This is a genomic window from Nocardiopsis salina YIM 90010 (assembly GCF_000341025.1).
GTDB lineage: Bacteria > Actinomycetota > Actinomycetes > Streptosporangiales > Streptosporangiaceae > Nocardiopsis > Nocardiopsis salina.
Genome location: NZ_ANBF01000082.1, coordinates 11,243 through 37,266, shown reverse-complemented (window position 1 = coordinate 37,266; position 26,024 = coordinate 11,243). Strand labels below are relative to the sequence as shown.

Annotated in this window: 21 protein-coding genes, 1 pseudogene and 1 riboswitch (1 of these 23 cut by a window edge); of the genes and pseudogenes, 11 read left to right on the top strand and 11 right to left on the bottom strand. The window is 70.7% G+C overall.

Features of this window, described 5'->3' with window-relative positions; all coding sequences use genetic code 11:
• Positions 1-30: 30 nt before the first annotated feature.
• The 5 genes from D474_RS0108955 to D474_RS0108935 form a co-directional block, all read right to left on the bottom strand.
• Positions 31-2,295 (bottom strand): terpene synthase family protein, encoded by a 2,265-nt coding sequence (locus tag D474_RS0108955; RefSeq protein WP_017613248.1) that lies wholly within the window; start codon positions 2,293-2,295, stop codon positions 31-33.
• 82 nt (positions 2,296-2,377) lie between these two features.
• The gene (locus D474_RS0108950; protein ID WP_017613247.1) at positions 2,378-3,646 is read right to left on the bottom strand and encodes a 4-hydroxy-3-methylbut-2-enyl diphosphate reductase; all 1,269 of its coding nucleotides are present in this window, start codon (positions 3,644-3,646) and stop codon (positions 2,378-2,380) included.
• A 13-nt stretch (positions 3,647-3,659) separates the two neighbouring features.
• Positions 3,660-4,697, bottom strand: coding sequence for a family 2 encapsulin nanocompartment cargo protein polyprenyl transferase (locus D474_RS0108945; RefSeq protein ID WP_017613246.1), 1,038 nt, complete (start codon positions 4,695-4,697; stop codon positions 3,660-3,662).
• Between the two features lie 11 nt (positions 4,698-4,708).
• Complete coding sequence (locus D474_RS0108940) at positions 4,709-6,118, bottom strand: family 2B encapsulin nanocompartment shell protein (RefSeq protein ID WP_017613245.1); 1,410 nt, start codon at positions 6,116-6,118, stop codon at positions 4,709-4,711.
• 121 nt (positions 6,119-6,239) lie between these two features.
• Positions 6,240-7,655 carry a family 2B encapsulin nanocompartment shell protein gene (locus D474_RS0108935; protein WP_026118310.1) on the bottom strand — a complete coding sequence of 472 codons (1,416 nt, stop codon included), beginning with the start codon at positions 7,653-7,655 and terminating at the stop codon, positions 6,240-6,242.
• A gap of 503 nt (positions 7,656-8,158) precedes the next feature.
• On the opposite strand from D474_RS0108935, the gene D474_RS0108930 reads away from it, so the two are divergent.
• Together D474_RS0108930 and D474_RS0108925 are read left to right on the top strand one after the other, a co-directional pair.
• The gene (locus D474_RS0108930) at positions 8,159-8,392 is read left to right on the top strand and encodes a hypothetical protein (RefSeq protein WP_026118309.1); all 234 of its coding nucleotides are present in this window, start codon (positions 8,159-8,161) and stop codon (positions 8,390-8,392) included.
• A gap of 114 nt (positions 8,393-8,506) precedes the next feature.
• Positions 8,507-8,737, top strand: a complete 231-nt coding sequence (locus D474_RS0108925; RefSeq protein ID WP_017613242.1) for a hypothetical protein — start codon at positions 8,507-8,509, stop codon at positions 8,735-8,737.
• A gap of 53 nt (positions 8,738-8,790) precedes the next feature.
• Here D474_RS0108925 and D474_RS0108920 read toward each other — a convergent pair whose 3' ends face one another.
• A complete protein-coding gene (locus tag D474_RS0108920) occupies positions 8,791-9,957 on the bottom strand; it encodes a phospholipase D-like domain-containing protein (RefSeq protein ID WP_017613241.1) in 1,167 nt (388 codons plus the stop codon).
• Between the two features lie 240 nt (positions 9,958-10,197).
• Positions 10,198-10,983 carry a class I SAM-dependent methyltransferase gene (locus tag D474_RS0108915; RefSeq protein WP_017613240.1) on the bottom strand — a complete coding sequence of 262 codons (786 nt, stop codon included), beginning with the start codon at positions 10,981-10,983 and terminating at the stop codon, positions 10,198-10,200.
• A 105-nt stretch (positions 10,984-11,088) separates the two neighbouring features.
• Between D474_RS0108915 and D474_RS0108910 the strand changes: the two genes are divergently transcribed.
• Positions 11,089-11,901 (top strand): HAD family hydrolase, encoded by an 813-nt coding sequence (locus D474_RS0108910; RefSeq protein ID WP_017613239.1) that lies wholly within the window; start codon positions 11,089-11,091, stop codon positions 11,899-11,901.
• Positions 11,902-12,122: 221 nt separating this feature from the next.
• Positions 12,123-12,971 carry a formate dehydrogenase accessory sulfurtransferase FdhD gene (fdhD, locus tag D474_RS0108905; protein WP_026118307.1) on the top strand — a complete coding sequence of 283 codons (849 nt, stop codon included), beginning with the start codon at positions 12,123-12,125 and terminating at the stop codon, positions 12,969-12,971.
• Here the strand turns inward: fdhD and D474_RS0108900 are convergent.
• Positions 12,955-13,269 carry a DMT family transporter gene (locus D474_RS0108900; RefSeq protein ID WP_026118306.1) on the bottom strand — a complete coding sequence of 105 codons (315 nt, stop codon included), beginning with the start codon at positions 13,267-13,269 and terminating at the stop codon, positions 12,955-12,957. The two genes, fdhD and D474_RS0108900, sit on opposite strands and share 17 nt — an antisense overlap.
• A gap of 31 nt (positions 13,270-13,300) precedes the next feature.
• Positions 13,301-13,372: riboswitch (guanidine-III (ykkC-III) riboswitch) on the bottom strand.
• Positions 13,373-13,615: 243 nt separating this feature from the next.
• Here D474_RS0108900 and D474_RS0108895 point away from each other — a divergent pair.
• The 6 genes from D474_RS0108895 (at position 13,616) to D474_RS0108870 (ending at position 19,827) form a co-directional block, all read left to right on the top strand.
• Entirely contained in the window at positions 13,616-14,011 is a 396-nt protein-coding gene (locus D474_RS0108895) for a DUF485 domain-containing protein (protein ID WP_017613236.1), read from the top strand.
• The gene (locus D474_RS0108890) at positions 14,008-15,687 is read left to right on the top strand and encodes a solute symporter family protein (RefSeq protein ID WP_017613235.1); all 1,680 of its coding nucleotides are present in this window, start codon (positions 14,008-14,010) and stop codon (positions 15,685-15,687) included. Before D474_RS0108895 ends, D474_RS0108890 begins: the two co-directional genes overlap by 4 nt.
• A gap of 279 nt (positions 15,688-15,966) precedes the next feature.
• A complete protein-coding gene (locus D474_RS0108885) occupies positions 15,967-16,983 on the top strand; it encodes a sensor histidine kinase (RefSeq protein ID WP_017613234.1) in 1,017 nt (338 codons plus the stop codon).
• A complete protein-coding gene (locus D474_RS0108880) occupies positions 16,980-17,777 on the top strand; it encodes a LytR/AlgR family response regulator transcription factor (RefSeq protein ID WP_026118305.1) in 798 nt (265 codons plus the stop codon). Before D474_RS0108885 ends, D474_RS0108880 begins: the two co-directional genes overlap by 4 nt.
• Positions 17,774-18,178: a hypothetical protein gene (locus D474_RS0108875; protein ID WP_017613232.1), complete on the top strand. Its 405-nt coding sequence runs from the start codon at positions 17,774-17,776 to the stop codon at positions 18,176-18,178. The genes D474_RS0108880 and D474_RS0108875 overlap by 4 nt, the downstream gene beginning before the upstream one ends.
• Positions 18,175-19,827 carry a sodium/solute symporter gene (locus D474_RS0108870; RefSeq protein ID WP_017613231.1) on the top strand — a complete coding sequence of 551 codons (1,653 nt, stop codon included), beginning with the start codon at positions 18,175-18,177 and terminating at the stop codon, positions 19,825-19,827. Before D474_RS0108875 ends, D474_RS0108870 begins: the two co-directional genes overlap by 4 nt.
• Before the next feature lie 213 nt (positions 19,828-20,040).
• Here D474_RS0108870 and D474_RS0108865 read toward each other — a convergent pair whose 3' ends face one another.
• Positions 20,041-21,849, bottom strand: coding sequence for a phosphoenolpyruvate carboxykinase (GTP) (locus D474_RS0108865; protein WP_017613230.1), 1,809 nt, complete (start codon positions 21,847-21,849; stop codon positions 20,041-20,043).
• A gap of 359 nt (positions 21,850-22,208) precedes the next feature.
• Positions 22,209-23,117 (bottom strand): universal stress protein, encoded by a 909-nt coding sequence (locus tag D474_RS0108860; protein ID WP_017613229.1) that lies wholly within the window; start codon positions 23,115-23,117, stop codon positions 22,209-22,211.
• A 288-nt stretch (positions 23,118-23,405) separates the two neighbouring features.
• Here D474_RS0108860 and D474_RS0108855 point away from each other — a divergent pair, with 288 nt between their 5' ends.
• Positions 23,406-24,119 carry a hypothetical protein gene (locus tag D474_RS0108855; RefSeq protein WP_017613228.1) on the top strand — a complete coding sequence of 238 codons (714 nt, stop codon included), beginning with the start codon at positions 23,406-23,408 and terminating at the stop codon, positions 24,117-24,119.
• A gap of 86 nt (positions 24,120-24,205) precedes the next feature.
• Here the strand turns inward: D474_RS0108855 and D474_RS28080 are convergent.
• A pseudogene (locus tag D474_RS28080) lies at positions 24,206-26,024 on the bottom strand (HelD family protein) (it continues 415 nt past the right edge of the window).

The window sequence follows — 26,024 nt, the reverse complement described above, 5'->3', positions numbered from 1 at the left end:
CCGTCCCGATCGCCTGGGGTGACCCACGGTTCAGAGCGGTACCCGCCCCCGGAGGGCCGAGGCCAGGCGGGCGGCGGAGGTGCCGAGGCCCGTGGGGCCCCAGGCGTGGTCGGCGGGGACCCCCTCGCCCAAGGGCTCGGGCGTGCGCAGGCGGCGCTGTTCAGCATCGGTGTAACGCACGCATTTGCGGTGCCACTCGAGGATCCCGGCCATCCACTCCTTCATCCCGTCGGCGTCACGGAGCAGGGCCTCGCGTGCCGCCTCGTCCAGGTCGAAATCCTCGAAGAGGCGGGGCAGGTCGTCGGCGAGGATGTGCTCGAACTGCTCCATGCGGGCCCGCATGAGGTCGGCGACGACGTCGCGGGCGGCGTGGCGGTCCAGGCCCAGGAAGTTCTCGGTGACGAGGACGAGGTTGTGCACCTCCCCCTCGAACTCGACCTCCTTCTGGTACGAGAACAGGTCGTTGAGGAAGCAGGCGTAGTCCTGCGCCGCGGTCTCCAGTTCCCGCATGGTGCGGGTCTGGAAGATCTCGCTCGGGACATCGGCCGAGCGGGTCAGCTTGGCCAGGCTCCGGGTCATGTCGGAACCGAAGGTCTGCCGGCGCATCTCCATGTAGTCGACGGGGTCGGGGACCCGGTGGTGGGTCTGGTTGTCGAGCTCCCACAGCCAGCTCGTGGTCATGTCCTCGACGGCCCTGCGGAACTCGGCACGGGCGGCCGGATCCATGGGCGCGGCGGTGCGCCGCCACAGGTCGGCGAGGCTTCGCTCCATCGGGTTGGTCGGCTCCGGGGTGGGGCCGAGGTCCAACGGCATGAAGGCCGGGAACCGTTCGTTGCAGAGCTTGGCCGCAGCGGTGTTCCGGGTGGTACCGAAGACCACGGGGAAGAAGTCGTCGCCGTAGGTGCCCCACGCCAGCCAGTCCGAGGAGATGCACAGCTCCTCGAAGCCGGCGTCGGCGTGGATCATGGAGGCGCAGTGGGCGAGGTCGAGGCCGATGAACTGGCGCTCGTCCCACACGCCCCCGGCTTCCACACCGGGCACGGAGTCGAAGAAACCCATGCGCCGCGCCCAGCCCACCGCGTAGCTCCGAGCCTCGTCGATGAGGGGGTTGGTGCGGATCGAGAAAGGCATGTACAGGTCGGGCAGTTCCAGGTGGCCAACCGGCCGGAACAGGGTGTGGGCGCGCTGCTGAGCCCGCCGCCGCACCCCGGGCGCGAGCGGGGAGAAGGCCGGGCGCGCCGACGACGTCCCCAGTCCGGTGGGGCCGGCGAGCTCCCCGGCCGGACGCTGGGCGGCGCCCTCGTTCATGTAGCGGTTGGAGCGCGCGTGCCACTCGTGCCCACCGGCCTGCCAGTCCTGCAGCCCCTTGACATAGGCGGCCACGCCGGAGTGTTCGTGCGGGGCCAGGCCGTGCTCGGTGAGCAGGGCGGGCACCTCGGTCAGGGCGGTGTCCTCGAACTGCACGAGCCGGGAGGTCAGCAGGTCGTTGACGAGCTCGGCCGCCTCCTGGGTGGGCCGGTCGAAGAACCGCTCGAAGACCAGCACGGCGTTGGAGTTCTCGCCCTCCTCCTGGACCTCGCGCTGGTACGAGAACAGGTCGTTGCGCAGGTGCACAGCATCGGAGAACGTGTCGGCCAGCACCCGCAGCGGACGCGACTCCGCCAGGCCCTCCGGGAGCTCTGCGCCCACGGCGACCTCGACGAGGTTGGCCGACCATGGAGCTCCCCCCACCCGGCGCCGCATCTGGATGTACTCGATGGGGTTGGCGACCCGGTCGAGCTCGATGTTGTCCAGCTCCCACATCGACTCGACCATGAGGTTGTGGGTGCTGGTGATGAACCGCCGCCGCCAGTCGGCCGACATCGACGGGACGGTACGCCGCCACAGGTCGGCCAGGCCCGCTTCGGCCGGGTTCTCGGGCTCGCGCGGGAGGCTGCCGTCGGCGGTCATGAACTCCTCGAGGCGGTCGAGGAAGGTCTGCGCCCCGGCGAAGTCCCGGGAGTACTTGTACTGCTCCAGGAAGTGGTCGTCGAAGAAGAACACCCACACGTACCAGTCGGTGATCAGGTCCAGGGTCGGTCCGTCGCAGTCGGGGTGGGTGTAGGCGCACATGAGCGCGTAGTCCATCCCGGCGAGGGCGGCCTCGTCCCAGACGAGACCGCCGCCGGGGGCCGGGGTGTCGAGCATGCCCATCCGGCGGGCCCACCCGCTGCTGTGCTCGCGGGTGCGTTCCAGGTTCGGGTTGAGCCGGGCCGGATGCGGCAGGTAGAAGACGGGCAGGGTGAACGCTTCCATCGGGAGGCCTGTTCTGGTCGGGCGGCGGTCGTGTGTGCGGCTGTGGTGGGTGCGGGCGAGCGCGTGCGCGCGGAGGCGGGCGTCAGGGGCTGCGGACCGGAACGGGCAGGCTGAAGTGCACCGTCTCGCGGGCGGTCTCCCGTTCGGTGACGGTGACCGGGCCCAGCCCCGCCAACGCGTCGATCACCTCCTCCACCAGGTGGGGCGGTGCCGAGGCGCCCGCGGTCAGGCCGATCGTGCCGGCACCGCGCACCCAGTCGGGGCGGATGTCGCGGGCGTCGTCGACCAGGCGTGCGGGAGTTCCGCACCGTTCGGCGAGCTCCACCAGGCGCAGCGAGTTCGAGGAGTTGTCCGATCCCACGACCAGCATGAGGTCGGAGCTCTCGGCTATGGCCCGGACCGCGTCCTGGCGGTTGGTCGTGGCGTAACAGATGTCGTCGGAACCGGGGCCGCGCAATTTCGGGAAACGTGCGCGCAGGGCGTCCACGACCTCCTCGGTCTCGTCCACGGCCAGGGTGGTCTGCGTCAGGTAGGAGACCTGGTCGGGGTCCTGGACCTCGAGCCGCGAGGCCTCCTCCGGGGTCTCCACCAGCACCGTGCGGCCGGGGGCCTCACCGAGCGTTCCCTCGACCTCCTCGTGCCCGGCGTGGCCCACGAGCACGACGGTGTCTCCCCGGTCGGCGAACCGGCGTGCCTCGGTGTGGACCTTGGTGACCAGCGGGCAGGTCGCGTCGATCACGTCGAGCCCTCGCCGGTCCGCCTCCTCGCGCACCGCCGGCGAGACACCGTGTGCGGAGAAGACGACCGTGGCCCCGTCGGGCACGGCGTCGAGCTCGTCGACGAAGACTGCGCCCCGTTCCTCGAGCTCGGCGACCACGTGGCTGTTGTGCACGATCTGTTTGCGCACGTGGACAGGGGCGCCCCGCTGGTCCAGGGCGCGTTCGACGATCTCGATTGCTCGCTCCACCCCCGCGCAGAACGAGCGCGGCGCCGCGAGCAGTACCGTTCGGGGCCCGGCGGCCGCGGACCAGGCATCCACGGCCGCGCGGGCCGCGGCCAGACCGTGTTCGTCGACGCCGGCGACCGCGAGCCCGGCCTCTCCCCCGGCAACGGGTACGAGGTCGGCCGGGCCCGAGCCGGGGGTGAGGGCCTCGGGGCCGGGCGCCCCCGAAAGCAGGGTTCCGCGGTCGGTGGTGACGCCGTGCCGCCGCGCCTCGCCCTCGACGAGGACGGCGGCCGGGCAGGGCACCCGGGTCCCGTCACCGTGCAGCAGTGCGTCGGCCACCCGCACGGTCCCGGGGTCGAGGGGGCCGCAGGTGTGTGCGGTGTCGATGTGGGACGTGGTGCTCATGAGGCCCTCCGGGTCAGTGGGTGCGGTGGACTGCGAACCGGGCCAGAGCGCCGAGCTCCTCGACGGGCCGCGGGGCCAGGTCGGCCGAGCGCAGGGCGCCCAGGGCCCGGTCGAGGAGAGCGTCTGCCTGCTCCTCGCTCCACCGGCGCCCGCCCGCGGTCTCTACCAGGTGGGCGGCGCGTGCGATCTCGGGGTCGGAGAGCTCCCGGTCACCGAGATACAGGTCGGCCAGTTCGTCCCCCGCGGGGGTACCGGATCTCAGCGCTGCCACCACGGGCAGTGTCTTCTTGCGGCTGCGCAGGTCGGAATAGACCGGTTTGCCGGTGGCGTCCGGGCGGCCCCAGATCCCGAGCAGGTCGTCGACATGCTGGAACGCGGTTCCGAAGGAGCTGCCGAAGTCCCGCAGCGCCCCGACCCGGTCACCCCCGCCTCCGTAGGCGGCGCCGATCGCGCAGGCGCACCCGAGCAGCGCGCTGGTCTTGCCCTCGGCCATGCGCACGCACTCATCGAGGCCGACGTCGCGGCGTTCCTCGAAGTCGAGGTCTGCGCGTTGGCCGTTGATGAGTTCGAGCACCGCGGCGCTGAGCGTCCGGAGCGCGTCCTGGGCGGCCTCTCCGCGGCTCGCGGCGAGCACGTCCAGGGCGAGGGTGAGCAGGGCGTCGCCGGCGAGGATCGCGGTGTTGCTCCCGAACACCGTCCAGGCGGTGGGCCGGTGGCGCCGGGTGGTGTCCCCGTCCATGACGTCGTCGTGGAGAAGGGAGAAGTTGTGCACCAGCTCGACGGCGACAGCTGCGGGCACGGCCGCGGCGGGTGGCGCCCCCACGGCCTCAGCGGCCAGCAGGGCCAGGGTCGGCCGGATCGCCTTGCCGGAGTCGGCGTGCGAGGGGTTGCCGTCCTGGTCGACCCAACCGAAGTGGTAGGCGGCGACAGGGCGCACGGCCGGCGACAGGCTGTCGATGGCTGCGCGCAGGGCGGGTTCGAAGAGGGCTCGGTTGCGGGCCAGGACCGCGTCGGTGCCGCGGTCCTGTGCGGTGTCCTCGGTGACGGACATGGGACTCCTCCTCAGCGCGTGATGTCGACGTTCTCGAGGACCCCCAGCGCGTCGGGCACGAGGACGGCGGCGGAGAAATAGGTACTGACCAGGTAGGAGGCGGCGGCCCGGGCGCTGGTGCCCATGAAGCGGACGTTGAGGCCGGGCTCGTACTCGTCGGGGATACCGGTCTGGTGCAGGCCGACCACACCGTGGGCCTCCTCGCCGGTGCGCATGGCGATGACGGACGTGGTGCGCTGCGGGGTGACGGGGATCTTGTCGCAGGGCAGCAGCGGCACGCCCCGCCACGCGGTGGTCGGCCGCCCCTCCACCTCGACGGGGTCGGGGTAGAGGCCTCGCCGGTTGCACTCGCGTCCGAACGCGGCGATGGCTCGCGGGTGGGCCAGCAGGAGCTGGGTCTTGCGCCTCCGGGACAGGAGTTCGTCGAGCTCGTCGGGGCCGGGTGCTCCGGTACGGCTGTGGAGGCGCTGGCTAAGGTCGGCGTTGTGGAGCAGCCCGAAGTCGCGGTTGTTGACCATCTCGTGCTCCTGGCGCTCGCGCAAGGCCTCCACGGTCAACTTCAGCTGCTGCTCGACCTGGTCCATCGGCTCGTTGTAGAGGTCGGCGACCCGGGTGTGGATGCGCAGCACGGTCTGGGCGACGCTCAGTTCGTACTGGCGGGGCTCGCGTTCGTAGTCGACGAACGTGCCGCCGAGCGCGGGTTCGCCGGTGTGTCCGGAGGCCAGCCCGATGTCGGCCTCACCGTGTTTGTTGTGCGGGGCCGGTTCGGCGAGTCGGCTCCGCACGTGGGCTCCGAGAGCCGGGGAGTCGCGGACCGCGCGTTCGGCGGCCTCGCGCGGCAAGGTCATGACGATGCAGGGTGTGCGGGCCCTGAGTGTGGAGTCCCAGGTCCCGGGGGCCTCACCGAAGACGCCGGATCCGACGTACTCCCCGTCGGCCAGGACGTCGAGGACCACGGGGTCGCCGTACTTTCCGCGCCCGACCCGGTCGGCCTTGCCGTGTGCGAGGACGTGCACGCCGTCGATCTCGCGGCCGGCCTCGACGATGGCGTCACCGGGTCGGAACTCGCGCTGCTCGAACCGCGATGCCAGCGCCTCCAGCACGCTGTCGTCGCCGAAACCCCGCAGAGCCGGGAGTTCCTGCAGTTCCGCAGACACCACGCTCACGTCCGCGCCGGTGTTCACACAGGTCACCCGGCCGTCGCCGATGGTGCAGACCAGGCGGCGGTTCACCCGGTAGGTACTGCCGCGCGCCTCGATCCACGGCAGCATCCGCAGCAGCCAGCGCGGACTGATCGCCTGCATCTGCGGGGCGGACTTGGTCGTCGTGGCCAGGTTCCGGGCGGCCTCGGTCCCCAGGGCGAGCGGGGCGGGCGGGTTCTGCGTGCCGGTCGACGGGGTCCCGGTGTCGGTCACTGTCATGGCAGGAGCCACCAATCGTGCTGTGTGTGCGGGCCGAGGGGCGGTTCCGGGTCTCGGCCCGGGGTCGCGGGGCCGGGCCGCCGCTGCGTTCCCGGCCCCGCCGTTCGTCCGACGGTCCTACTCAGTCCTCTCGGCCGAGTTCGACGTCCTCGAGCACCCCGAGTGCGTCGGGGACGAGGACGGCCGCCGAGTAGTAGGTGCTGACCAGGTAGGAGATGATCGCCTGCTCGTTGATGCCCATGAACCGCACAGAGAGGCCCGGCTGGTACTCGTCGGGCAGCCCGGTCTGGTGCAGGCCGATGACACCCCGGTTCTCCTCGCCGGTACGCATGAGCAGGATCGAGCTCGTGCGCGCCTTGGTGACAGGGATCTTGTTGCAGGGCAGCATCGGCACACCCCGCCAGGAGGGGACCTGGTGCCCGGAGACGTCGACGCTCTGAGGGTAGATGCCGCGGCGGCTGCACTCGCGTCCGAACGCGGCGATGGTGCGCGGGTGGGCCAGCAGGAACCCGGGGTCCTTCCACACCGTGGACAGGAGCTGGTCGAGGTCGTCGGGGGTGGGGGGACCGCTGCGGGGCTGGATGCGCTGGTCGAGAGAGGCGTTGTGGAGCAGCCCGAAGTCGCGGTTGTTGACCATCTCGTGCTCCTGGCGCTCGCGCAGGGCCTCGATGGTGAGCTTGAGCTGCTGCTCGACCTGGTTCATCGGCTCGTTGTAGAGGTCGGCCACGCGGCTGTGCACCCGCAGGACCGTCTGGGCCACGCTGAGCTCGTACTCGCGGGGTGCGCGCTCGTAGTCGACGAAGGTGCCCGGGAGGGTGGGCTCGCCCGAGTGCCCGGAGGACAGGTCGATGGCGGACTCGCCAGTTCCGGCCTCGGGGTCGTGCAGGCGGGCCCGGACGTTACGGGCGTGCTCGCGGAGGGCATCCCCCTGTCCGTTGAGCTCGCCCAGCGCCCGGTACGGGAGGGTGAGCACGGTGCAGCGGGTGACGGCCTTGGCGGTGAAGTCCCAGGGTTCGTCGGACCCGGAAAGGACCTCGTCGCCGAAGTGGGCGCCGCCGGCGAGCACGTCGAGGACCACCGGATCGCCGTACTTGCCGCGCCCGATCCGGTTCACCTTGCCGTGCGCGAGGATGTGGACACCGTCGCGGGGGCGTCCGGACTCGACGATGATCTCGCCGGGTTCGAACTCGCGCTGCTCGAACCGGGACGCCAGCGCCTCCAGCACGGAGTCGTCCGCGAAGTCCCGCAGGGTGGGCAGCTCGCGCAGTTCGCCCGGGACCACGCTCACGTCCGCGCCGGTGTTCACACAGGTCACCCGGCCGTCGCCCACCGTGTAGACCAGGCGCCGGTTCACCCGGTAGGTACCGCCGCGCGCCTGGACCCACGGCACCATCCGCAGCAGCCAGCGCGACGTGATCCCCTGCATCTGGGGAGAGGACTTCGTCGTGGTCGCGAGGTTGCGCGCCGCCGACGTGTCCAGGCTCATCTGCTGCTGGGCTTCCTGCTGCGCAGGGTTGGACTCGACCGTCTCCGTCACCGAGAACACCACCATTTTCGAATGCGATTCGTGCATGGGTACAACGACACCGAAAAGGACGAAGGTCACATAACTCCCCCGGCCTTCGGCCCTCACCAAAGCGACCACAGCCATCGGGAGCCCGCAACGAAAATGGATTTTCTCCGAAAGCGGCGCGGTTCTGGATATTCGTGCAGGCGTACCCGCGCCTCACGCAGCCACACGAGCCGGATCGCCGACCCGGACACGCAAGGCAGAGCACGCGAGTCACCCGAACCACGACAGAGCATGACGAGCCGCCGGAACACTCATTCGAATGGCAGACGCATTGGACAGAAATGTCGCATTCGAGAAGTCTCGCTCCGGTTTCTCCCGGAACTCGATCCCGCTCTTACGGACATACCGGAAGCCCCGAGATGTCCGGCCTGCAACCCGAACGCCGTTCCGGGCAGCGGGAGCCCTGCTGCGCCTCGGTTCCGAGGGTTCGGCTGCCCCGCCTCGCACGGGCGGGCTACTGTGCAGCCATGGTCATGTGGGCATCGGACACCAGGGGCGCGCGGGTACGCGAGGGCCTCACACTGCTGTTGAGCCAGGGGGTCATCGACGACTTCGAGATCCGCCACGAGGACGAACACCCCTACCGGGTGACCCTGCCGGCAGGCGTGGTCCCCCTCGACGAGCACCAGGCCGCGCACTTCGTCCTCGGTGCGGTCTCGGCCCGCTTCGGCCCGCTGAGCCGCGAGAGCCCGCAGGCCTGAGCCCCGACCCCACGGCGTGCGGTGTCACACCCCGCTCGGCGCCGTGTCGCGGTGACAACTCCCCCGCCTGCGCAGGATCATGGGAAAGCGCAGGTCAAGCAGGAGGGGGAGACCATGGCGGACGAAAGCTGGCAGGAAGGTGGGACCGGCGACAACAACCGTGCGCGGCCCAAGGGCGGGGCGTCGCCGTCCGCGATCGCCGGCGCGCTGAGCCGAACCCCGCATCCCGGACCGCAGCACTGGGGCGGGCCCCGTCCGCGCAAGGCCCCGCGTGAACAGCTGTTCTCCGGCAAACTGACCCCGCCACCGGGCGCCCGCCGGCCCCGCCTCGACCCGGGGCGCTGAGGCCCGCACGGGTTCCTCGATCCAGAGGCCCCGCACGGAGCGAGCGGCCTCCCTCAGAGGATCCCCCGCCAGGGAGCGAGCACGATCTCGCTGAACTTCGCCGCGAACGGACGACCCGCCCACTCGGCCCCGGTGAGCTCGCGCGCGTTCGTCAGGTCGTTGTCGAAGACGGCCTCGAGGTGCTTGGCCACACCCTCGTCGAAGATCTCCGCGTTGATCTCGTAGTTGCCGGTGAGGCTGAGACGGTCCATGTTCGCCGTGCCGATGGTGCTCCAGCGCCCGTCGACGGTCGCGGTCTTGGCGTGCACCATGGCGTCCTGGTACAGCCACAGGCGCACGCCCCCGTGAAGCAGGTGCGTGTACTGCCCGCGGGCCAGCCAATCCGCGATGATGTGGTTGGAGCGCTCGGGCACCAGCACGTTGACGTCCACCCCTCGCTGGGCGGCGGTGACCAGTGCGTTGACGAGCTCCCGGTCGGGGATGAAGTAGGCCTGCGTGATGAGGATGCGTTCCTTGGCGCGGTCGATCGCCTCCAGGAACATCGCCCTGATCGGGTAGATGATCAGCTCGGGCACGTTGCGGTGCACACGGAACCGGGCGTCCCACTCCGCATCGCCGAGGTTGTCGAGTTCGGGGCGTTCGGCGGCGCGGTTCATGTTCCAGAAGTCGACGAAGGCGTTCTCGAGCTCCCACACGGCCGGGCCGGAGACCTTGAGGTGGGTGTCGCGCCACTCGGTCGCGTACATGAGCCCGACGTTGTACCCGCCGACGAAACCGACCTCGCCGTCGACGGTGAGGATCTTGCGGTGGTCGCGCCCGGACTTGCGGATGTTGAACAGCAGCACCCCCGGCCGGAAGGCCGGGTAACGCAGCACGTGCACGCTCGAGGGGAAGTCGAAGAAGGAGCGCGGCACGACGAGGTTGGCGAAACCGTCGTAGATGACGTAGACCTCGACCCCGCGTTCGGCTGCGTCGATGAGTGCGCGCTTGAACTCGTGGCCGACCCGGTCGTCCTTGATGATGTAGGACTCGAAGAGCACCCGGTGGCGCGCGCCCCGGATCGCGGCGAGCATGTCGTCGTAGAGGTCGACGCCGTAGGTGTAGACCATCGCCTCGTTGTCGCCGACCGGCAGCCCTTCGGCGGGCGTTCGCGGGAAGACGCCCCGCTGCGGCCGCACGCGCCTGCGCCAGCGGTTGATGCCCATGAGCGTGGCGGCCACGGCCACCTGCGTGGCCAGTACACCGGCCAGGCCCCACTTGGCGACCCTGGCGACGGTGGAGCGTCGCGGCCTCGAGCGTGGTGGCAAGGTCCCTCCCAGACGTCCGCCGCCCGGAAGGGACAGGCCCCCACAACCCTGACTTCCGGGGCAACTCGGACGACAACCGTACCGTGACGACGGTCGGCGCCCCTCGTGTTTTTCCTCGTGTTGGTCGAGCAGTTCCCTCGCGATGGGCCTCCTTCAGGCCCGCAGTCGGCACAGGAGCAGCTCCGTCGTGGGGCTCTCGCGCCGACCCTTCACCAGGCGGCGTTCCAGAGGGTAGAGGGAGGCGCCGGCCAGCCACCCGGTCTGTTCGGTGACGGTCGCGGCCCGCAGCGCACCGCCCCACACCTTGCGCCAGGGCATCGGCGCGTCCACCTGGGCGTTCATGAGCATGAGCATCGGCACGCGGCGCAGCACGTCGAACCCGGCCTTGTCGACGGCCGCGGTGATCCACTCCAGGGTGCGGTCGACCTGGTACTCGCTGCGCCGCTCGGGGCGCTGGAGGCAGTTCTCCGAGACCACGAGCAGACCACCCGGGCGCAGGACGCGCGCGAACTCGGCGAGGGCCTGCTCGTACCGCTCGTCGTCAGTGATGTGGAACAGCATGTCCATGCACGAGACGGCGTCGAAGGCGCCGGCGTCGATCCCGTTCAGGTCGGCGGCGTCCCGGCGCAGGAACCGGTGCCCGGGGAACCGCTCGGCCAGCCGCTGCACGGCGGCGCCGGTGACGTCGCACCCGGTGACGGCGGAGGCACCGAGGCGTTCCCACTGGCGCACGTAGAACCCGGTCCCGCAGCCCACGTCGAGGACCGAGCAACCCCGGGTGGCCACCTGGGACAGCTCACGCAGGAAGACCTCCTGACGCACCCGGTACATCCATGTGTTGAACGACCGTCCGAGCGCCCGGTGACCGACCCCGCTCGCGGTCCAGTCACCCTCGAGCCGACGCTCCCAGAAGTCCCTGTTCTCACTGTGCGTCGCCATGGGACCACTGTCACACCGCCGCCCCCGGCCGCCGCGCTTTGCCGCCGGTGTTTCGCCCGCCCCCAGGCCTTCCCCGTGACCGGAGGAGGCGACATAATCCGACACATGCCCCTTCCCCGTGTCATCGCCACAGACCTGGACGGCACCCTCCTCGACACCGAGGGGCGCATCAGCGCCCGCAACCTCCACGCCCTGCACACTGCAGCCGCCGCCGGCGTGCGGGTGGTCGTGGTGACCGCACGCCCACTGCGCACCGCCATCGACTACGCGGGAGAATTCCCCTGCTCGGCCGTGGTGTGCGGCAACGGTTCCTACACCCGGGTCGAGGGCCGCCCCGAGCCGCTGGTGCGTGCGCTGGACCGCTCCACCGGGTCAGAGATCGTGGAACGGCTGCGCACGGCCCTGCCCTCGGTGGGGTTCGGCGTCGAGACCGGCAGCGACTTCTTCCGCGAGCGCGCTTACGAACTGGAGCCGTGGATGGACCCCTCGTTCGTGCGCGGTGTCCTGGACGACCCCGACGCGCTGCTCGCGCACGCCGATCCCGTGGCCAAACTCTTCGCACGCTCCACACAGGTCACCGTGGACGACATGTACCGCACCGCTGTGGAGGCGGCCGGCGACCTCGCCGAGATCACCTTCGCCGGTCAGGACGCCCTGCTGCACCTGAACGCCACCGGGGTGAACAAGGGCAGCACGCTGGCGCTGCTCTGCAAGGAATGGGGCGTGGACGCCGAGGACGTCGTCGCCTTCGGGGACATGCCCAACGACCTGTCCTCCCTGACCTGGGCGGGTTCTGGCTACGCGATGGCCAACGCCCACCCCGCCCTGGCCGATCCGGCGGCCGGGCTCCTGCGGGCGCCGTCGCACGCCGAGGACGGTGTGGGCCGGGTGGTAGAGGCGATCCTCGACCGTGCCTGATCCCGGCCGCACCGGGCAGATCTGGTGTTCGGTGACGGTGGCAGGGTCGGCGTACACCCGGTCGGCTGTCCTGGTTCAGGGGTGTCGTGGTGTTGCCTCAGGGTCCTCCGACCCTTCCAAGACCGAATCCCCGCACGTCCACGACGGTCCGACGGGACCCGGCTCCGGGATAACGTGGGTCACCACGAACGGAGCACGCTGCGCACGGGACGGTGGTGTCGGTGGGACGGGTCACGGTGCGGCAGAAGGTGCTGCGCATCAGGGACGGCGCGGTCGACGAGCGGCCCGACACCCTGGTGGTCGAGGAGCCCCTGGAGATCCGGCTCGACGGGTCCCCCCTGACGGTCACCATGCGCACTCCGGGTCACGATTTCGACATGGCCGCCGGGTTCCTGGTGAGCGAGGGCGTGATCACCGCGACCGAGGACGTGCTGGCGACGCGTTACTGCGCCGGGGCCGACGAGGACGGCCGCAACACCTTCAACGTCGTCGACGTGACCCTCGCCGCGCACGTGCCGGCGCCGGACACCTCGCTGGAGCGCAACTTCTACACGACGTCCTCGTGCGGGCTGTGCGGCAAGGCCAGCCTGGATGCGGTGCGCACGCGCGCACAGTGGCCGGTGGACGGCGACCCGGTCGAAGTGGCTCCGTCCCTGCTGTCCTCCCTGCCCGACCGGCTGCGCGAGTCCCAGCGGGTCTTCGACCGCACAGGCGGGCTGCACGCGGCCGGGCTCTTCGATTCCGAGGGCCGGGCCCTCGTCGTGCGCGAGGACGTCGGACGGCACAACGCGGTCGACAAGGTGCTCGGCTGGGCCCAGCGCACGGGCGCACTCCCGTTGAGCGGAACGGTGCTGGCGCTGTCGGGCCGGGCCTCCTTCGAGCTCGTGCAGAAGGCGTGGATGGCGGGGATCCCGGTGGTGACCGCGGTCTCGGCGCCCTCGTCCCTCGCGGTGGAACTGGCGCGGGAGGCCGGCATCACGCTGGTGGGCTTCCTGCGCGGGTCGTCGATGAACGTGTACGCGGGCACGCACCGGGTGCAGGTCGACGCGGGGCTCAGCTCAGGATCTTGAGCCCGGCCACGCCCGAGACGATCAGGACCACGCACAGCATCTTGGGCAGGCTGAAGCCCTCACCGAGAACGAACATGCCCAGTAGCGCGGTGCCGATGACGCCGATCGAGACCCAGATCGCGTACCCCGTGCCGAGCGGGATGCTGCGCAGCGCATAGGCGAGTCCGCCCATGCTCAGCGCCAGGGTGACGGCGAAGGTGATGGACGGCCACAGACGGCTGAAGCCCTGCGAGGCGTTGAGCGCGGCGGCCCACGCGACCTCCAGCAGTCCCGAGACGACAAGAACGACCCAGGCCATGACGACCTCCAAGACGGTGTGCGGATCACGGTCCGCGCCGTCTTGTCGTGACCGGGTACGGCGCACCTCGTCCGGGGGCTGTTGCCTCCGTTCGCAACCTACAACGGCCCCCGGAACGCGGGACTTCCGGGGCTGGTGGTGACCTCGACCACCGGCCGCCCGTTCGTCGCACGAGGCGACCGTTCACCGCACGCCCGGCGTTCGTTCGCCGCTTCCCACCAGCGTTCGGCGCGTGCGCCCACCCCACCCCTGCTCCGACCCGGTGTCGCTCCTTACAGTGCCGAGTAACTCAGATCACATATCTGTCGCAACGGACTCACCCACCCAGTCCCCCGGAGGAATCACCATGTCGGAGAACAGGCCCACCAACGGGTCCGGGTCTCCACCGGCCCCCGAGCCCCAGGGCGACGAACCGATCGCGGACTCGGCCTACATCGCCATGCACAGCGACCCCCGGTTCGTCTCGCTCAAGAAACGGCTCTACACGTTCATCTTCCCCATGAGCGTCGCCTTTCTGGCGTGGTACGTCCTGTACGTGTTCATGTCCGGGTTCGGCCGGGACATCATGAGCACGGTGCTGTTCGGCAACGTCAACGTCGCGCTGGTGTTCGGCCTGCTCCAGTTCGTCTCGACCTTCGGCATCGCGATCCTCTACACGCGGTACGCCCGTAAGTCGCTCGACAAGGACGCGGTCGAACTGCGTGACGAGCTCCAGAACGGACACGGCGGAGGTGGCCGATGATCCTGGCACAGGAGGCTGTCAGCGAGAGCAGCCGATTCGTCACCATCGCGCTGTTCGTGCTCATGGTCGCGGCGACCCTGGGCATCACCGTGTGGGCCAGCCGCAACACCCGGTCGGCGACGGACTTCCATTCGGGCGGGCGCTCGTTCTCCCCCATGCAGAACGGGTTGGCCATCGGCAGTGACTACATGTCCGCCGCGTCCTTCCTGGGGATCGCCGGCACCATCGCACTGTTCGGCTACGACGGGTTCCTCTACTCCATCGGATTCCTCGTGGCCTGGCTGGTCGCGCTGCTCCTGGTCGCCGAGCTCCTGCGGAACTCGGGCCGGTACACCATGGGGGACGTCCTCTCCTACCGGATGAACCAGCGTCCGGTACGGACGGCCGCCGCGGTCTCCACCGTGGTGGTCTCCATCTTCTACCTGCTGGCACAGATGGTCGGCGCCGGCGCCCTGATCGCTCTGCTCCTGGGGATCCAACCAGGAGAGACCTTCCTGGGCATGGACGCCGACACGGCCAAGATCGTCGGCATCGTCGTCATCGGTCTCCTCATGACGGTCTACGTCGCTTTCGGCGGCATGAAGGGCACCACCTGGGTCCAGATCGTCAAGGCCGTGATCCTCCTGGGCGGGGCCGCGCTGCTCACGCTGCTGACCCTGGCGCTGTACGGCTTCAATTTCGGCGCGCTCATGGAGGACGCGGCACGAGCGAGCGGCGAAGGCAAGGCGTTCCTCGAGCCCGGCCTCATGTACGGCGTCGAGGTCGCCGGGGACCCGCTGCAGACCCTGTGGAACAAGCTGGACCTCATCAGCCTCGGGATGGCGCTCGTGCTCGGCACCGCGGGCCTGCCCCACATCCTCATCCGCTTCTACACCGTCCCCGACTCCCAGAGCGCGCGGAAGTCCGTCAACTGGGGAATCGGGCTCATCGGCGTCTTCTACCTGCTCACCCTGGTCCTGGGCTTCGGCGCGGCAGCTCTGGTGGGACACGAGGCGATCAGCAATCAGGACGCCGCCGGAAACACTGCCGCCCCCCAGCTCGCTCAGACGGTGGGGACCAACATCGGCGGCGAGATGGTCGGGGCGGTGCTCCTCGCAGTCATCGCCTCCGCCGCCTTCGCAGCGATCCTGTCCACCGTGGCAGGCCTGGTCATCGCTTCGTCCTCCTCTCTGGCGCACGACTTCTACAACTCAGTACTGCGCCGCGGGAAGGCCACTGGCGCCGAGGAGGTGCGGTTCGCCAAGATCGCTGCGTTCGGCGTCGGTATCAGCGCCATCGTGCTCGCGGTCTTCGCTCAGAACCTCAACGTGGCGTTCCTGGTCTCCCTGGCCTTCGCCATGGCGGCCTCGGCCAACCTGCCGACCCTGTTGCTGAGCCTCTTCTGGAATCGGTTCAACACGGCCGGCGCTCTCGCGGGCATCTACGGCGGTCTCATCAGCGCGGTCGGCCTGGTGTTCTTCTCACCGGTGGTCTCCGGCTCCGAGACGGCACTGTTCCCCGAAGCGGACTTCGCCTGGTTCCCGCTGCCGAACCCGGCCCTGGTGTCGGTGCCGATCAGCCTCCTGTGCGCCGTGGTCGGCACCTGCATGTCCAAGGAGCGCGATTTCGACAAGTTCGCGATGCTCCAGGTCCGCGCCCTCACCGGTGCGGGCGCGGAGAAGGCCCCCGACCACTAGAACCCGAGTAGGGCCAGGAGGGGCCGGGGGCCACCGTCCGGCCGCCGCCGGTGCCCGTTCCCGCCGGGCCCGCCGTCCCTGCCGCTGGGGGCGCGCGGGCCCGGCCGCGTTCCCGGTCGCGGGAGGCCCCTGCCCACGGTCCGAACCGAAAGGTGATCCACGCGTGATCGGCGACACACACCGCTGGGATAGGGTCGTTTCGTGTCGAATCGGTGGCTGTCGCGGATCCTCCCCGCCCGGCGCCCGGCCTCTTCCGACCTGCGGGCGAGTGCCGAGTTGATGCGCCAGGTGCACGCGCTCGGGCTCGACCTCCGCGACGGGCTGCACGGCCGAGGCGTGGGGACCGCCGCCAAGCGCCTGCGCCGGATGCTCGGCGTGGACGGCATCGTGCTCGCCGACCTCGACGGCAGTGTCTCCTCCCACGGGCGCAAGCTCTCCGCCGACGAGGTGCAGGCGGTGCTCTCGCAGGTCTTCGAATACGGCGGCTGCGCCCGGACCCGGCTCTCCGACGGCGCCGAGCTCTACGCGTGCCCCCTCACCGTGGCCGACGAACTCTCCGGTGCGCTCCTGGCCACCGGCGATCCCGCCGAGGCCGACGTGGAGGCCGCCGCGTCGCTGGTCTCGGACTGCCTCGACCACGCTGCCCTGCGACGGGCCCGCGCCCGCATCGCCTCTGCCAATCTGCGGACCCTGCGCGCGCAGATCTCGCCCCACTTCGTGCACAATGCGCTCGCGGTCATCTCCGCCCTGGTGCGTACCGACCCGGACCGCGCCCGCCACCTGCTGTCGGACTTCGCCGATTACCTGCGGTACGGGTTCTCGGAGAAGGGCGACTACGCCACGGTCGCCGACGAGCTCGAGGCCGTGCAGACCTACCTGGAGCTGCAGCGCGCCCGGTTCCACGACCGTCTCGACATCACCGTGCGCATGGCGCCGGAGGTACTGCCGGTCGCGATCCCGTTCCTGGTCGTCCAACCCATCGTGGAGAACGCGGTCCGGCACGGTCTGGAACGCAAGGAGGGCCGAGGCCACATCGGGGTCTCCGGGTTCGGTGAGGGACCGCTGTGTGTCATCGAGATCGAGGACGACGGTGTCGGCATGCACCCCGACCTGGCGCGTTCGCTGCTCGCCGGCACCGGACCCGAGGCGCAGGGCGTGGGACTGGCCAACGTGGACCAGCGTCTCCGTGCCGTGTACGGGCCGGAGTACGGTCTGGTGATCGAGACGGGCCTCGGCGAAGGGACCAAGGTGACCGTGCGGATTCCCAGATTCATGCGGGGAGTGGTGGCCCAGTGAGTGGAGATCTCCGAGTTCTGGTCGTGGAGGACGAGTCGTCGACCCGCGCGGAGATGGCCGCGCTGCTGTCGGACATGCCCGAGGTGGCCGAGGTGCACTCGGTCGGCACCGGGGCCGAGGCGGTGCGGCTTCTCGGCACGACCACCATCGACGCGGCCTTCCTCGACATCCTCATGCCCGGCCTGGACGGCATGGACGTGGCACGGGTGCTGAGCGTGCTGTCCGAACCGCCCTCCATCGTGTTCGTGACCGCCTCCGAGTCGCACGCGGTGGAGGCCTTCGGCATCGGCGCCGTCGACTACCTGCTCAAACCCATCCGCCCCGAGCGCCTGGCGGAGTCGGTGGGGCGCATCGCACAGCTGCGGCGTCCGGAGAACGGCGGCTCCCCCGCCGAGGACCTGCACGTGGTGCAGATCGAAACCGGGCGGCGCACGGTCTTCGTCAAGCGCGACGAGGTGCAGTTCGTGGAGGCCCAGGGCGACTACGTGCGGCTGCACACCGCCGAGGGCGGGCATCTGATCCGCCTCCCGCTGTCGTACCTGGAGGAGGTGTGGTCCTCGGCCGGGTTCGTACGGGTGCACCGGGGGTTTCTCGTCGCCATCCCCTGGGTGCGGGACCTACGTGTGACCTCGTCCTCCGGGCTGGTCGCAGGAACCCCGGCCGGTGACGTCCCGGTGAGCCGGCGCCACGGCCGCCACCTGCGCCAACAGCTCCTGGAGGCGGCCAAACAGGACCAGCTGGGCCGCGCGGCCAGGCCCAGGGACGGTGAGCACGACCCGCGGCAGGCCTCATGAGCCCGCGCCGGGAGAAGCTCACCAGCCCGCAGACCCGTGTCGCGCTGGCGCGGGGGAACCGGCCCGCCCAGCACCTGTTGCCGATCCCGGAGCCGGTGGACGCCGAGGCGGCGCGGCGCCTGTTCCGGGCTCAGCGGCGCAGGGCGGTGCGCACGATCGTACTGCTGTCGGTGGTGCTGTTCGGGGTGAGCGGGGCGTTCGCGGCCTTCCCCCAGATCAGTGAGGTGCGGGTGGCGCAGGTGCCGCTGTCCTGGCTGCTGTTGACGGCAGGGCTGTACCCGCCGCTGTTCGGGCTCGCACTCTGGCACATGCGTTCGGCGGAACGCGTGGAGGAACGCGCCGAACGCGACCGGGGCACCGGGGTCGGCGTCGCGGGGCCGGACCGGGGCGAGGGACCGTGACCTCGGTGGTGGCGATAGGGCTGCTGCTGCTCATCAGCCTCGTCATCGGGATCTACGGCGTGCGCGCAGCACGGTCGGCCTCGGACTTCCTGGTCGCCTCTCGCCGGGTCTCCCCCAACTGGAACGCGCTGGCCATTGCGGGCGAGTACCTCTCGGCCGCGTCCGTGCTGGGGCTGGCCGGGCTGCTGCTCAAGAACGGCCTTGGGACCATCTGGTACGCGGTCGGGTTCACCGCCGGGTACGTCGCGGTGGTGGCGCTCGTGGCCGGCCCGATGCGGCGTTCCGGCGCCTACACCGTCCCCGATTTCGCCGAGTACCGGCTGGGCGCGCCCCGCCTGCGCAAACTGTGCGGGTGCGTGGTGCTGGTGATCATGCTGTTGTACCTGGTGCCGCAGTTCAAGGGCGCCGGGGTCGTGCTGAGCCTGGTCAGCGGAACCCCGTACTGGGTGGGTGTGGTGCTCGCCGGGCTGGTCGTCAGCGGATCGATCGCCGCCGGGGGGATGCGCTCGGCCACCTACGTGCAGGCCTTCCACTACGTGGTCAAGCTGCTCTTCATCGCTGTGCCCGCGGTCTACCTGATCGCGCACGCCGGCGCCGACACCCGCGCCGAGGTGCTGCACCCCGAGTGGGGGACCCACTTCCCCGACACGATCCCGGTGGAGTTCGCCGTCGACACCCGGTTCACCCTGGACGAGCCGGTCACCGTCACCGACACCTCCGGGGAGGAGGTCGTCCTGGGCGAGGGATCGCACACCGTTTCCGAGGGGACCGAGTACGTCTTCCCCGAGGGTGCGCAGGTGCCGCGGCCGGAGGGCCTGCCCGAGCTGGGCGGGGAACGGTGGAGCGCACCCCTGCTCAGCCAGGGGGGGTACCCGCTGTTCGAGACGTGGTCGACGCTGCTGGCCATCACATTCGGGTGCATGGGGCTGCCGCACGTCATCATGCGGTTCCACACGAGCCCGACCGCACGGGTGGCGCGCAGGGTCGCGGTCGGGGTGATCGCGCTCCTGGGGCTGTTCTACCTGTTCCCGACGGTGTACGGGCTGCTCGGGCGGGTGCTGACCCCGGAGCTCGTGCTGTTGCAGGGCACCGACACCGTCGCCGTGGTGCTGCCCGACCACACGGTGTCGGGGTCGTTGGGGACCTTCCTGACGGCGCTGGTGGCGGCCGGCGCGTTCGGGGCGTTCCTGTCGACGTCGTCGGGGCTGCTGCTGGCGCTGGCCGGGGGCCTTTCGCACGACCTGTTCCGCAGCAGTGTGCCCCGCCTGCGCCTGGGTGTGGCCGTGGGCGCCTGTGTGGCGGTGCTGCTGGCACTGCCCGCGCAGATGACCGACATCAACGTGCTCGTGGTGTGGGCGTTCACGGTGGCGGCCTCGACGTTCTGCCCGCTGCTGGTGCTGGGCATCTGGTGGCGGCGTCTGACTCTTCCCGGCGCGGCCACCGGGTTGATCGTGGGGGCCGTGACCGCGACCGGTGCCGTCGGGTGGTCGGTGCTGCTGCCCACCCCCGGCGGTTGGTTCGACGTGCTGCTGGCCCAGCCCGCAGCGTGGACGATCCCGTTGGCGTTCGCGACGATGATCGCGGTCTCGCGCCTGGCAAGTCCACCGGAGTGGGCCGAACACGCTGTCCTACGCCTGCACGCCCCCTGACCCCGGTCAGGTCGGTGTGGGAGCGGTGCCCCACGTGCAGCACACGGACGATCCCGGCGTCGCCCACGAGAGCTGGTACCGAACGCCGAGGGTTGCACACCAGGCTTCCCGGACACGACGAAGGGGCGCGGGCACCGCGGTGCCCGCGCCCCCTGTCGCGGGGCCGGTCCGTTGCGCGGAAGGTGGACCGGCCCGGGAAACCTCTACTGACCGCTACTTGCCGAGCCGGTCGAGCAGGGCGTGGTACTCGTCCCAGAGCTCGTCGGGCAGGTGGTCGCCGAAGGTCTTGAAGAACTCGGGGACCAGGGCGGCCTCCTGCTTCCAGACCTCGCGGTCCACGTCCAGGACGAACTCCATCTCCTCCGCGGAGAAGTCCAGCCCCTCGGTGTCGATGCCGTCGGCGGTCGGGACCCGGCCGATGGGGGTCTCGACGGTTTCGGCCCGGCCCTCGAGGCGCTCGACGATCCACTTGATGACGCGGCTGTTCTCACCGAAGCCGGGCCAGACGATACGGCCGTCGTCGTCCTTCTTGAACCAGTTGACGTAGTAGATCGTCGGGAGCTTGGCGGCGTCGGCCTTCCGCCCGAGGCTCACCCAGTGGGCGAAGTAGTCGCCCATGTTGTAGCCGCAGAAGGGCAGCATCGCGAAGGGGTCGCGGCGCAGTTCGCCGACCGAACCCTCCTGGGCGGCGGTCTTCTCGGAGGAGACGTTGGCGCCCAGGTAGACGCCCTGCTGCCAGTCGAAGGACTCGGTCACCAGCGGCACGGCTGTGGCGCGGCGTCCGCCGAAGAGGATCGCGGAGATCGGGACGCCCGCGGGGTCCTCCCACTCGGGGGCGATGGTCGGTGCCTGCCCGGCCGGGGTGGTGAAGCGCGAGTTCGGGTGGGCGGCGGGCTCACCGGACTCCGGCGTCCAGGGGCGGCCCTTCCAGTCGGTCAGACCGGCCGGGGGCTCCTCGGTGAGGCCCTCCCACCACACGTCGCCGTCGTCGGTTAGGGCGACGTTGGTGAAGATGCTGTTGCCCCAGAGGGTCTCCACCGCGTTGGCGTTGGTCTTCGCCCCGGTGCCGGGCGCGACACCGAAGAATCCGGCCTCGGGGTTGATCGCACGCAGCTGGCCCTCGTCGTCGAACCGCATCCAGGCGATGTCGTCACCGACGGTCTCGACCTTCCAACCCGGGATGGTGGGCTGGAGCATCGCGAGGTTGGTCTTGCCGCAGGCGCTCGGGAACGCGGCGGCGATGTAGTGCGACTTGCCCTCGGGCGAGGTGACCTTGAGGATCAGCATGTGCTCGGCGAGCCAGCCCTCGTCGCGGGCCATCACCGAGGCGATGCGCAGCGCGTAGCATTTCTTGCCGAGCAGGGCGTTGCCGCCGTAGCCGGAACCGTAGGACCAGATCTCACGGGTCTCGGGGAAGTGCGAGATGTACTTGGTGGGGTTGCAGGGCCACGGCACGTCCTGCTGGCCGGGCTCGAGCGGGGCACCGACGGAGTGCACGGCCTTGACGAAGTCGCCGCGCTCCTCGATCAGGCGCAGCGCCTCCGAACCCATGCGCGCCATGATGCGCATGGAGACCACGACGTAGGGCGAGTCGGTGATCTCGACACCGAGCTGCGAGATGTCGCCGCCCAGGGGACCCATGCAGAAGGGGACGACGTACATCGTCCGGCCGCGCATGGCGCCCTTGAAGACCTCGCCGAAGGTGTCGCGCATCTCGCCCGGGGCGACCCAGTTGTTCGTCGGGCCGGCGTCCTGCTCCCGCTCGGAGCAGATGAAGGTGCGGTCCTCCACCCGGGCGACGTCGGTCGGGTCCGACATGGCGTAGAAGCTGTTGGGGCGCTTGTCCGGGTTCAGGCGTTTGAAGGTCCCCTGCTCGACCAGGAGGTCGGTCAGCCGGGTCCACTCCTCCTCGGAGCCGTCGCACCACACGACCTCGTCGGGCTGGGTGAGTTCGGTGATCTCACGAACCCACGAAACGAGTTCTTCGTGTTCGGTCGGGGCGGCGCCCACGTCGGTCCCCACGTCAGCAGTCACAGCGGCTCCTCTTTGAATGACGAGATCTCTCGCATCATGAACGACGATCGGGCACAGTGACCAATTGGTATAGGCCAGTGGTCTAAAACAGTCCAGTCGACGCGCCGGAAACCCCTGCACAGCAAGGGGATCCAGGTGCCGAGTGGGACTCCGGAACACGTTTTCACAGGAGTCGCTCCGGAACTGCTGAGGACCGGTTTCCCCTGCACTGCGGGCAACCGCCTCACCAGCACCGGAGTCCCGTGCTGTTGATCACACGACAGTCACGGGCGGGGTGGCGGACGGACTAGACCTCTGCGCGCCGACCCCGGCGACGGCCTGGAACGACGGCGTGGCAGGACTTCCGGTCAGCGCAGGATCGCCACGGGGCCACGGGCGCCGTGCAGGACGGAGTGGCTCACCGAGCCCAGCAAGAGGCCCCGGAAGCCCCCGCGGCCCCGGGACCCGACCACCACGAGGTCCGCCGGGGTGGCCTCCTCCAACAGCGCGACGACCGGGTGTGAACGCACCACACGACGTGACACCGACACACCGGGGTGGGCCAGGGAGGGTTCGTGGAGCTCCTCCTCCAGGGCCTGGCGCGCCGCCTCGGCCGCGGTGGCGTCGTCGAAGAGCTCCGGCGGGATCGGCCCGGTGGCGGCCGCGAACGCCACCAGGGGCTGCCAGGCACTCACCGCGACGAGCTCCGCTCCGGCGAACTCGGCCTGGTCGAAAGCGAAGGAGAGCGCACGCCGGCTGGGTTCCGAACCGTCCACGCCGACGATCACACGGCTGCGGACCCCGTGCGCGGCCGCGTGCTGGTGCGGCAGGACCACCACCGGGATGGGCGAACGCGCCGCGAGCTCGATACCCACCGATCCCACGAACGCCGCCACGACCGCGCTCAGACCGCGGGAACCGATGACGACCACGGCCGCACCCTCGACACCGGTCTCGGCGAGCAGGGCCTCGACAGGGCGCTCGTGCGACAGGGTCGTGCGGACCTCGAGTTCGGGGAAGAGGCGGCCGACCCAGTCGGCGGCGTAGTCGAGGAGGCGGTCAGCGCCGCCGACCTCCTCCTGCTCGTCCGACCAGGGTTCGGCGCGGGTGTTGCGTCCGAAGACCCCGACCGACGCCAGGGGCCCGGACGCAGCGACGATGCGGATGCCCAGACCGCGCAACGAGGCCTGGTGCGCCGACCACTCCAGGGCGTGACGGCTGGAATCGCTGCCGTCCACCCCCACGATCACCCAGCGCGTCGGGCTTGCGCCGTCCATCGTGTGCCTTTCTGGTCGGTTCCTCGTGTGCCCGGGCGTCCGCGGGCCGCCACACGATCATGCCGTGCGAACACACACCCGTGGATAACAGTGGTGACGCGAGTCGGTGCACAGGGGTTCCCGTCCGGCCGGTCGGATCCGGGACCGCGTCCGTCCGGGGGACGCAGGCGGCACTGGTGTAGGACGGACCGGGGGACTCCGGGGGCGCTGAGGGCGTCGGCACGGGAACCAGGCGGCCCGGGACGCCGTCCTATCCCCACAAGGGAACCGTGGACACTGGGGGCGCGGATGCCGAACACCGGCCGGCTTCACTGGGACTACCGAGACGGGCGGGCCGCCGCCCTGGCCGCGGCCATCGCCTACAGCTTCTGGGTGCTGGAGATCGCCCTTCCGGGCGGGGCCGCCGCACAGGGCGCACTGGCCGCCCCCGGTTCCACCCTCGAGGCCGTGTTGGAGAGCGCGCACCGGACCGCGGCGATCCTCGTGCTGGTCGCGGCGGTGCTGGGCCTGACCCTGGGCGCACACGGACACGGGCGCGCGCTGACCGTCTCGTGGGTGGCGATGGCCGTGTTCGGGCTGGCCTCGCTGGCCACGACCCTGTTCACCGGCCCGTGTGTGGTCTCCACGGACGTGTCGTGTGTGAGCGAGGCGCTGGCCGAGGGTATGGCCGGTGCGAGCCTGACGCAGGCACTGGTGGCCGTCGTGGCCGTGCTCGCGGCACTGGTCGCAGTCGTGGCTCTGGCTGTGGACCGCTGGATCTCCGGCGACCACGCGCGCGGTTTCGTGGTGGCCGTCGCGGTCCTACAGGTCGCCGCTGCCAAGATCGTCCTGGTGGCGGCGTCGGTCGTGTTCACAGCATCCGGCGACGGCACGCCCGGCGTGGCCCTGGGGGTGCTGGAGCGCGCCCACCTGGTGACGGTCGCCCTGTGGCTGGTCACCGCCGGTGTGCTCCCCGGCCCGTGGAAGCGCACCGCGGGACACACCCACACCGCCGCGCGCTGACCGGATCTGCAGGCGAGCCCCGCCGCCCCGCAGGGCTCTTCCCTGCGCCTCCACTCGGCCCACGCAGCGCCCCCGTGGCGGTGGGGTCAGGTGAGTTCGCCGGGCAGGGGGCGCGCGTGCACCACGTGCAGGGTGCTCACAGCGCGGGTCAGCACCACGTACAGGCGGTTGCGACCGCGCGCCTCGGCGTCGACGATCGCGGCGGGTTCGGCGACCACGACCGCATCGAACTCCAAGCCCTTGGCCAGGTTCGCGGGCACCGCGATCAGGCGCGCGGAGTCCGGACCCGTGTCCCCCTCGCCGAGCACCGGGATCTCCAGCCCCCGGTCGGCGAGAGCCGCGCACAGCCCGGGAAGGTCGGCGTCGGCCGCGATCAGGCCCACGGAACCCTGCCCTTCCAACGCGGCGCGGCAGGCCTCGGCGACGGCCCCGGCGAGCGCGTCATGGCCTGCGGGACCACCGGGGCCCTCGGGAACCGGCGTCACCCGCAGTGCACCCGGCGCCCGGCGCACCGCCACGGGAGCGCCCAACCCGGGCGCGATGGTGGGCAGCAGGCGCGCCGCGAAGTCGATGATCTGCGCCGGCACGCGGTACCCCCGTTCGAGCACGCTCAGGTGGCCGGTCGGCCTGTCCAGATGTTCCAGGAGCGTGGACCAGTTCCGCGTCGCCCCCGGCGAGGTCCCCTGCGCGACGTCGCCGAGCACGGTGAACGACCCGCCGGCTCCCCTGCGCCCGACGGCACGGCACTGCATCGGGCTCAGGTCCTGGGCCTCGTCCACGACGATGTGTCCCATCCCACCGGTGCGTTCCACCAGCGCCGCCGCCTCGTCGACCAGCACCAGGTCCTCGCGCGACCACCGGGCGGACTTGGGCCCGCGCGGCTTCCCGGGCAGCGGGAGCAGCGCCTGTTCCTCCGGGTCGAGTATCCCCTCCGCAGCCCGCGCCAGCCGCTCGGGATCGGTGAGCAGTCCCAGGACCAGCTTGAGCGGGTCGACCTTGGGCCACACAGCGGTCACGGCACGGCGCACGGCCGGCTCGCGCCGCACCCGCTCGTGCGTGCGGTCGTCGCAGGCGTGCCCCTCCGACTCCATCAGAGACAGGATCGCGTGTGCGATGCGGTGCGCCAGCAGGTCGCGCCCGGCCCCGTAGGAGACCCCGCGCCCGGCGAGCTCGTCCAGCAGCGGCCGCATGTCCTCCGGGTACAGGCGCCAACGCCGGGACCCCTCCTGCACCACGAGGGCCTCCTGCGGAGGGCTCAGGTGCGACCACAGATCCCGGCGCAGAACCTCGGCCATGCGGGCGTCGCCCTTGATCAGGGCAGCCTCCGGGCTCTCCGTGCGCCGCACCCATCCGGCCCTCGGGCGGGAACGCTCAGGCAGCCCGGCCTCCACCATCTCCTCGACCGTGGTCTGCCCGACGTCCACCTCGCCGAGAGCGGGCAGCACGTTGCGGATGTAGGACAGGAACGACCGGTTCGGGCCCACGATCGACACACCGCTGCGCGACAGGCGCTCACGTTCGGTGTACAGCAGGAATGCGACGCGGTGCAGTCCGACCGCGGTCTTCCCGGTTCCGGGCGCCCCTTGCACGCACAGGGTCGTGGACAGCGGCGCGCGCACGAGGTCGTCCTGCTCGGGCTGGATGGTGGCCACGATGTCGCGCATCGGGCCGGAACGGGGGCGTTCGATCTCGGCTGCGAGGAGTTCGCCGGTGCGCTCCTCCGCCTCCTCCTCGCTGACCGTGAGCGGTTCGTCCTCGTACGCGGTGAGAACGGCCTCCGACGTGTCGGGCCCGGTCGCAACGTTGGTGAACCCGTACCGCCGCCGCGACAGCACCCGCATCCGGTCGCTCGGTGCGGCCCGGTAGTAGGCGACGCTGATGGGCGCACGCCAGTCCAGGACCATG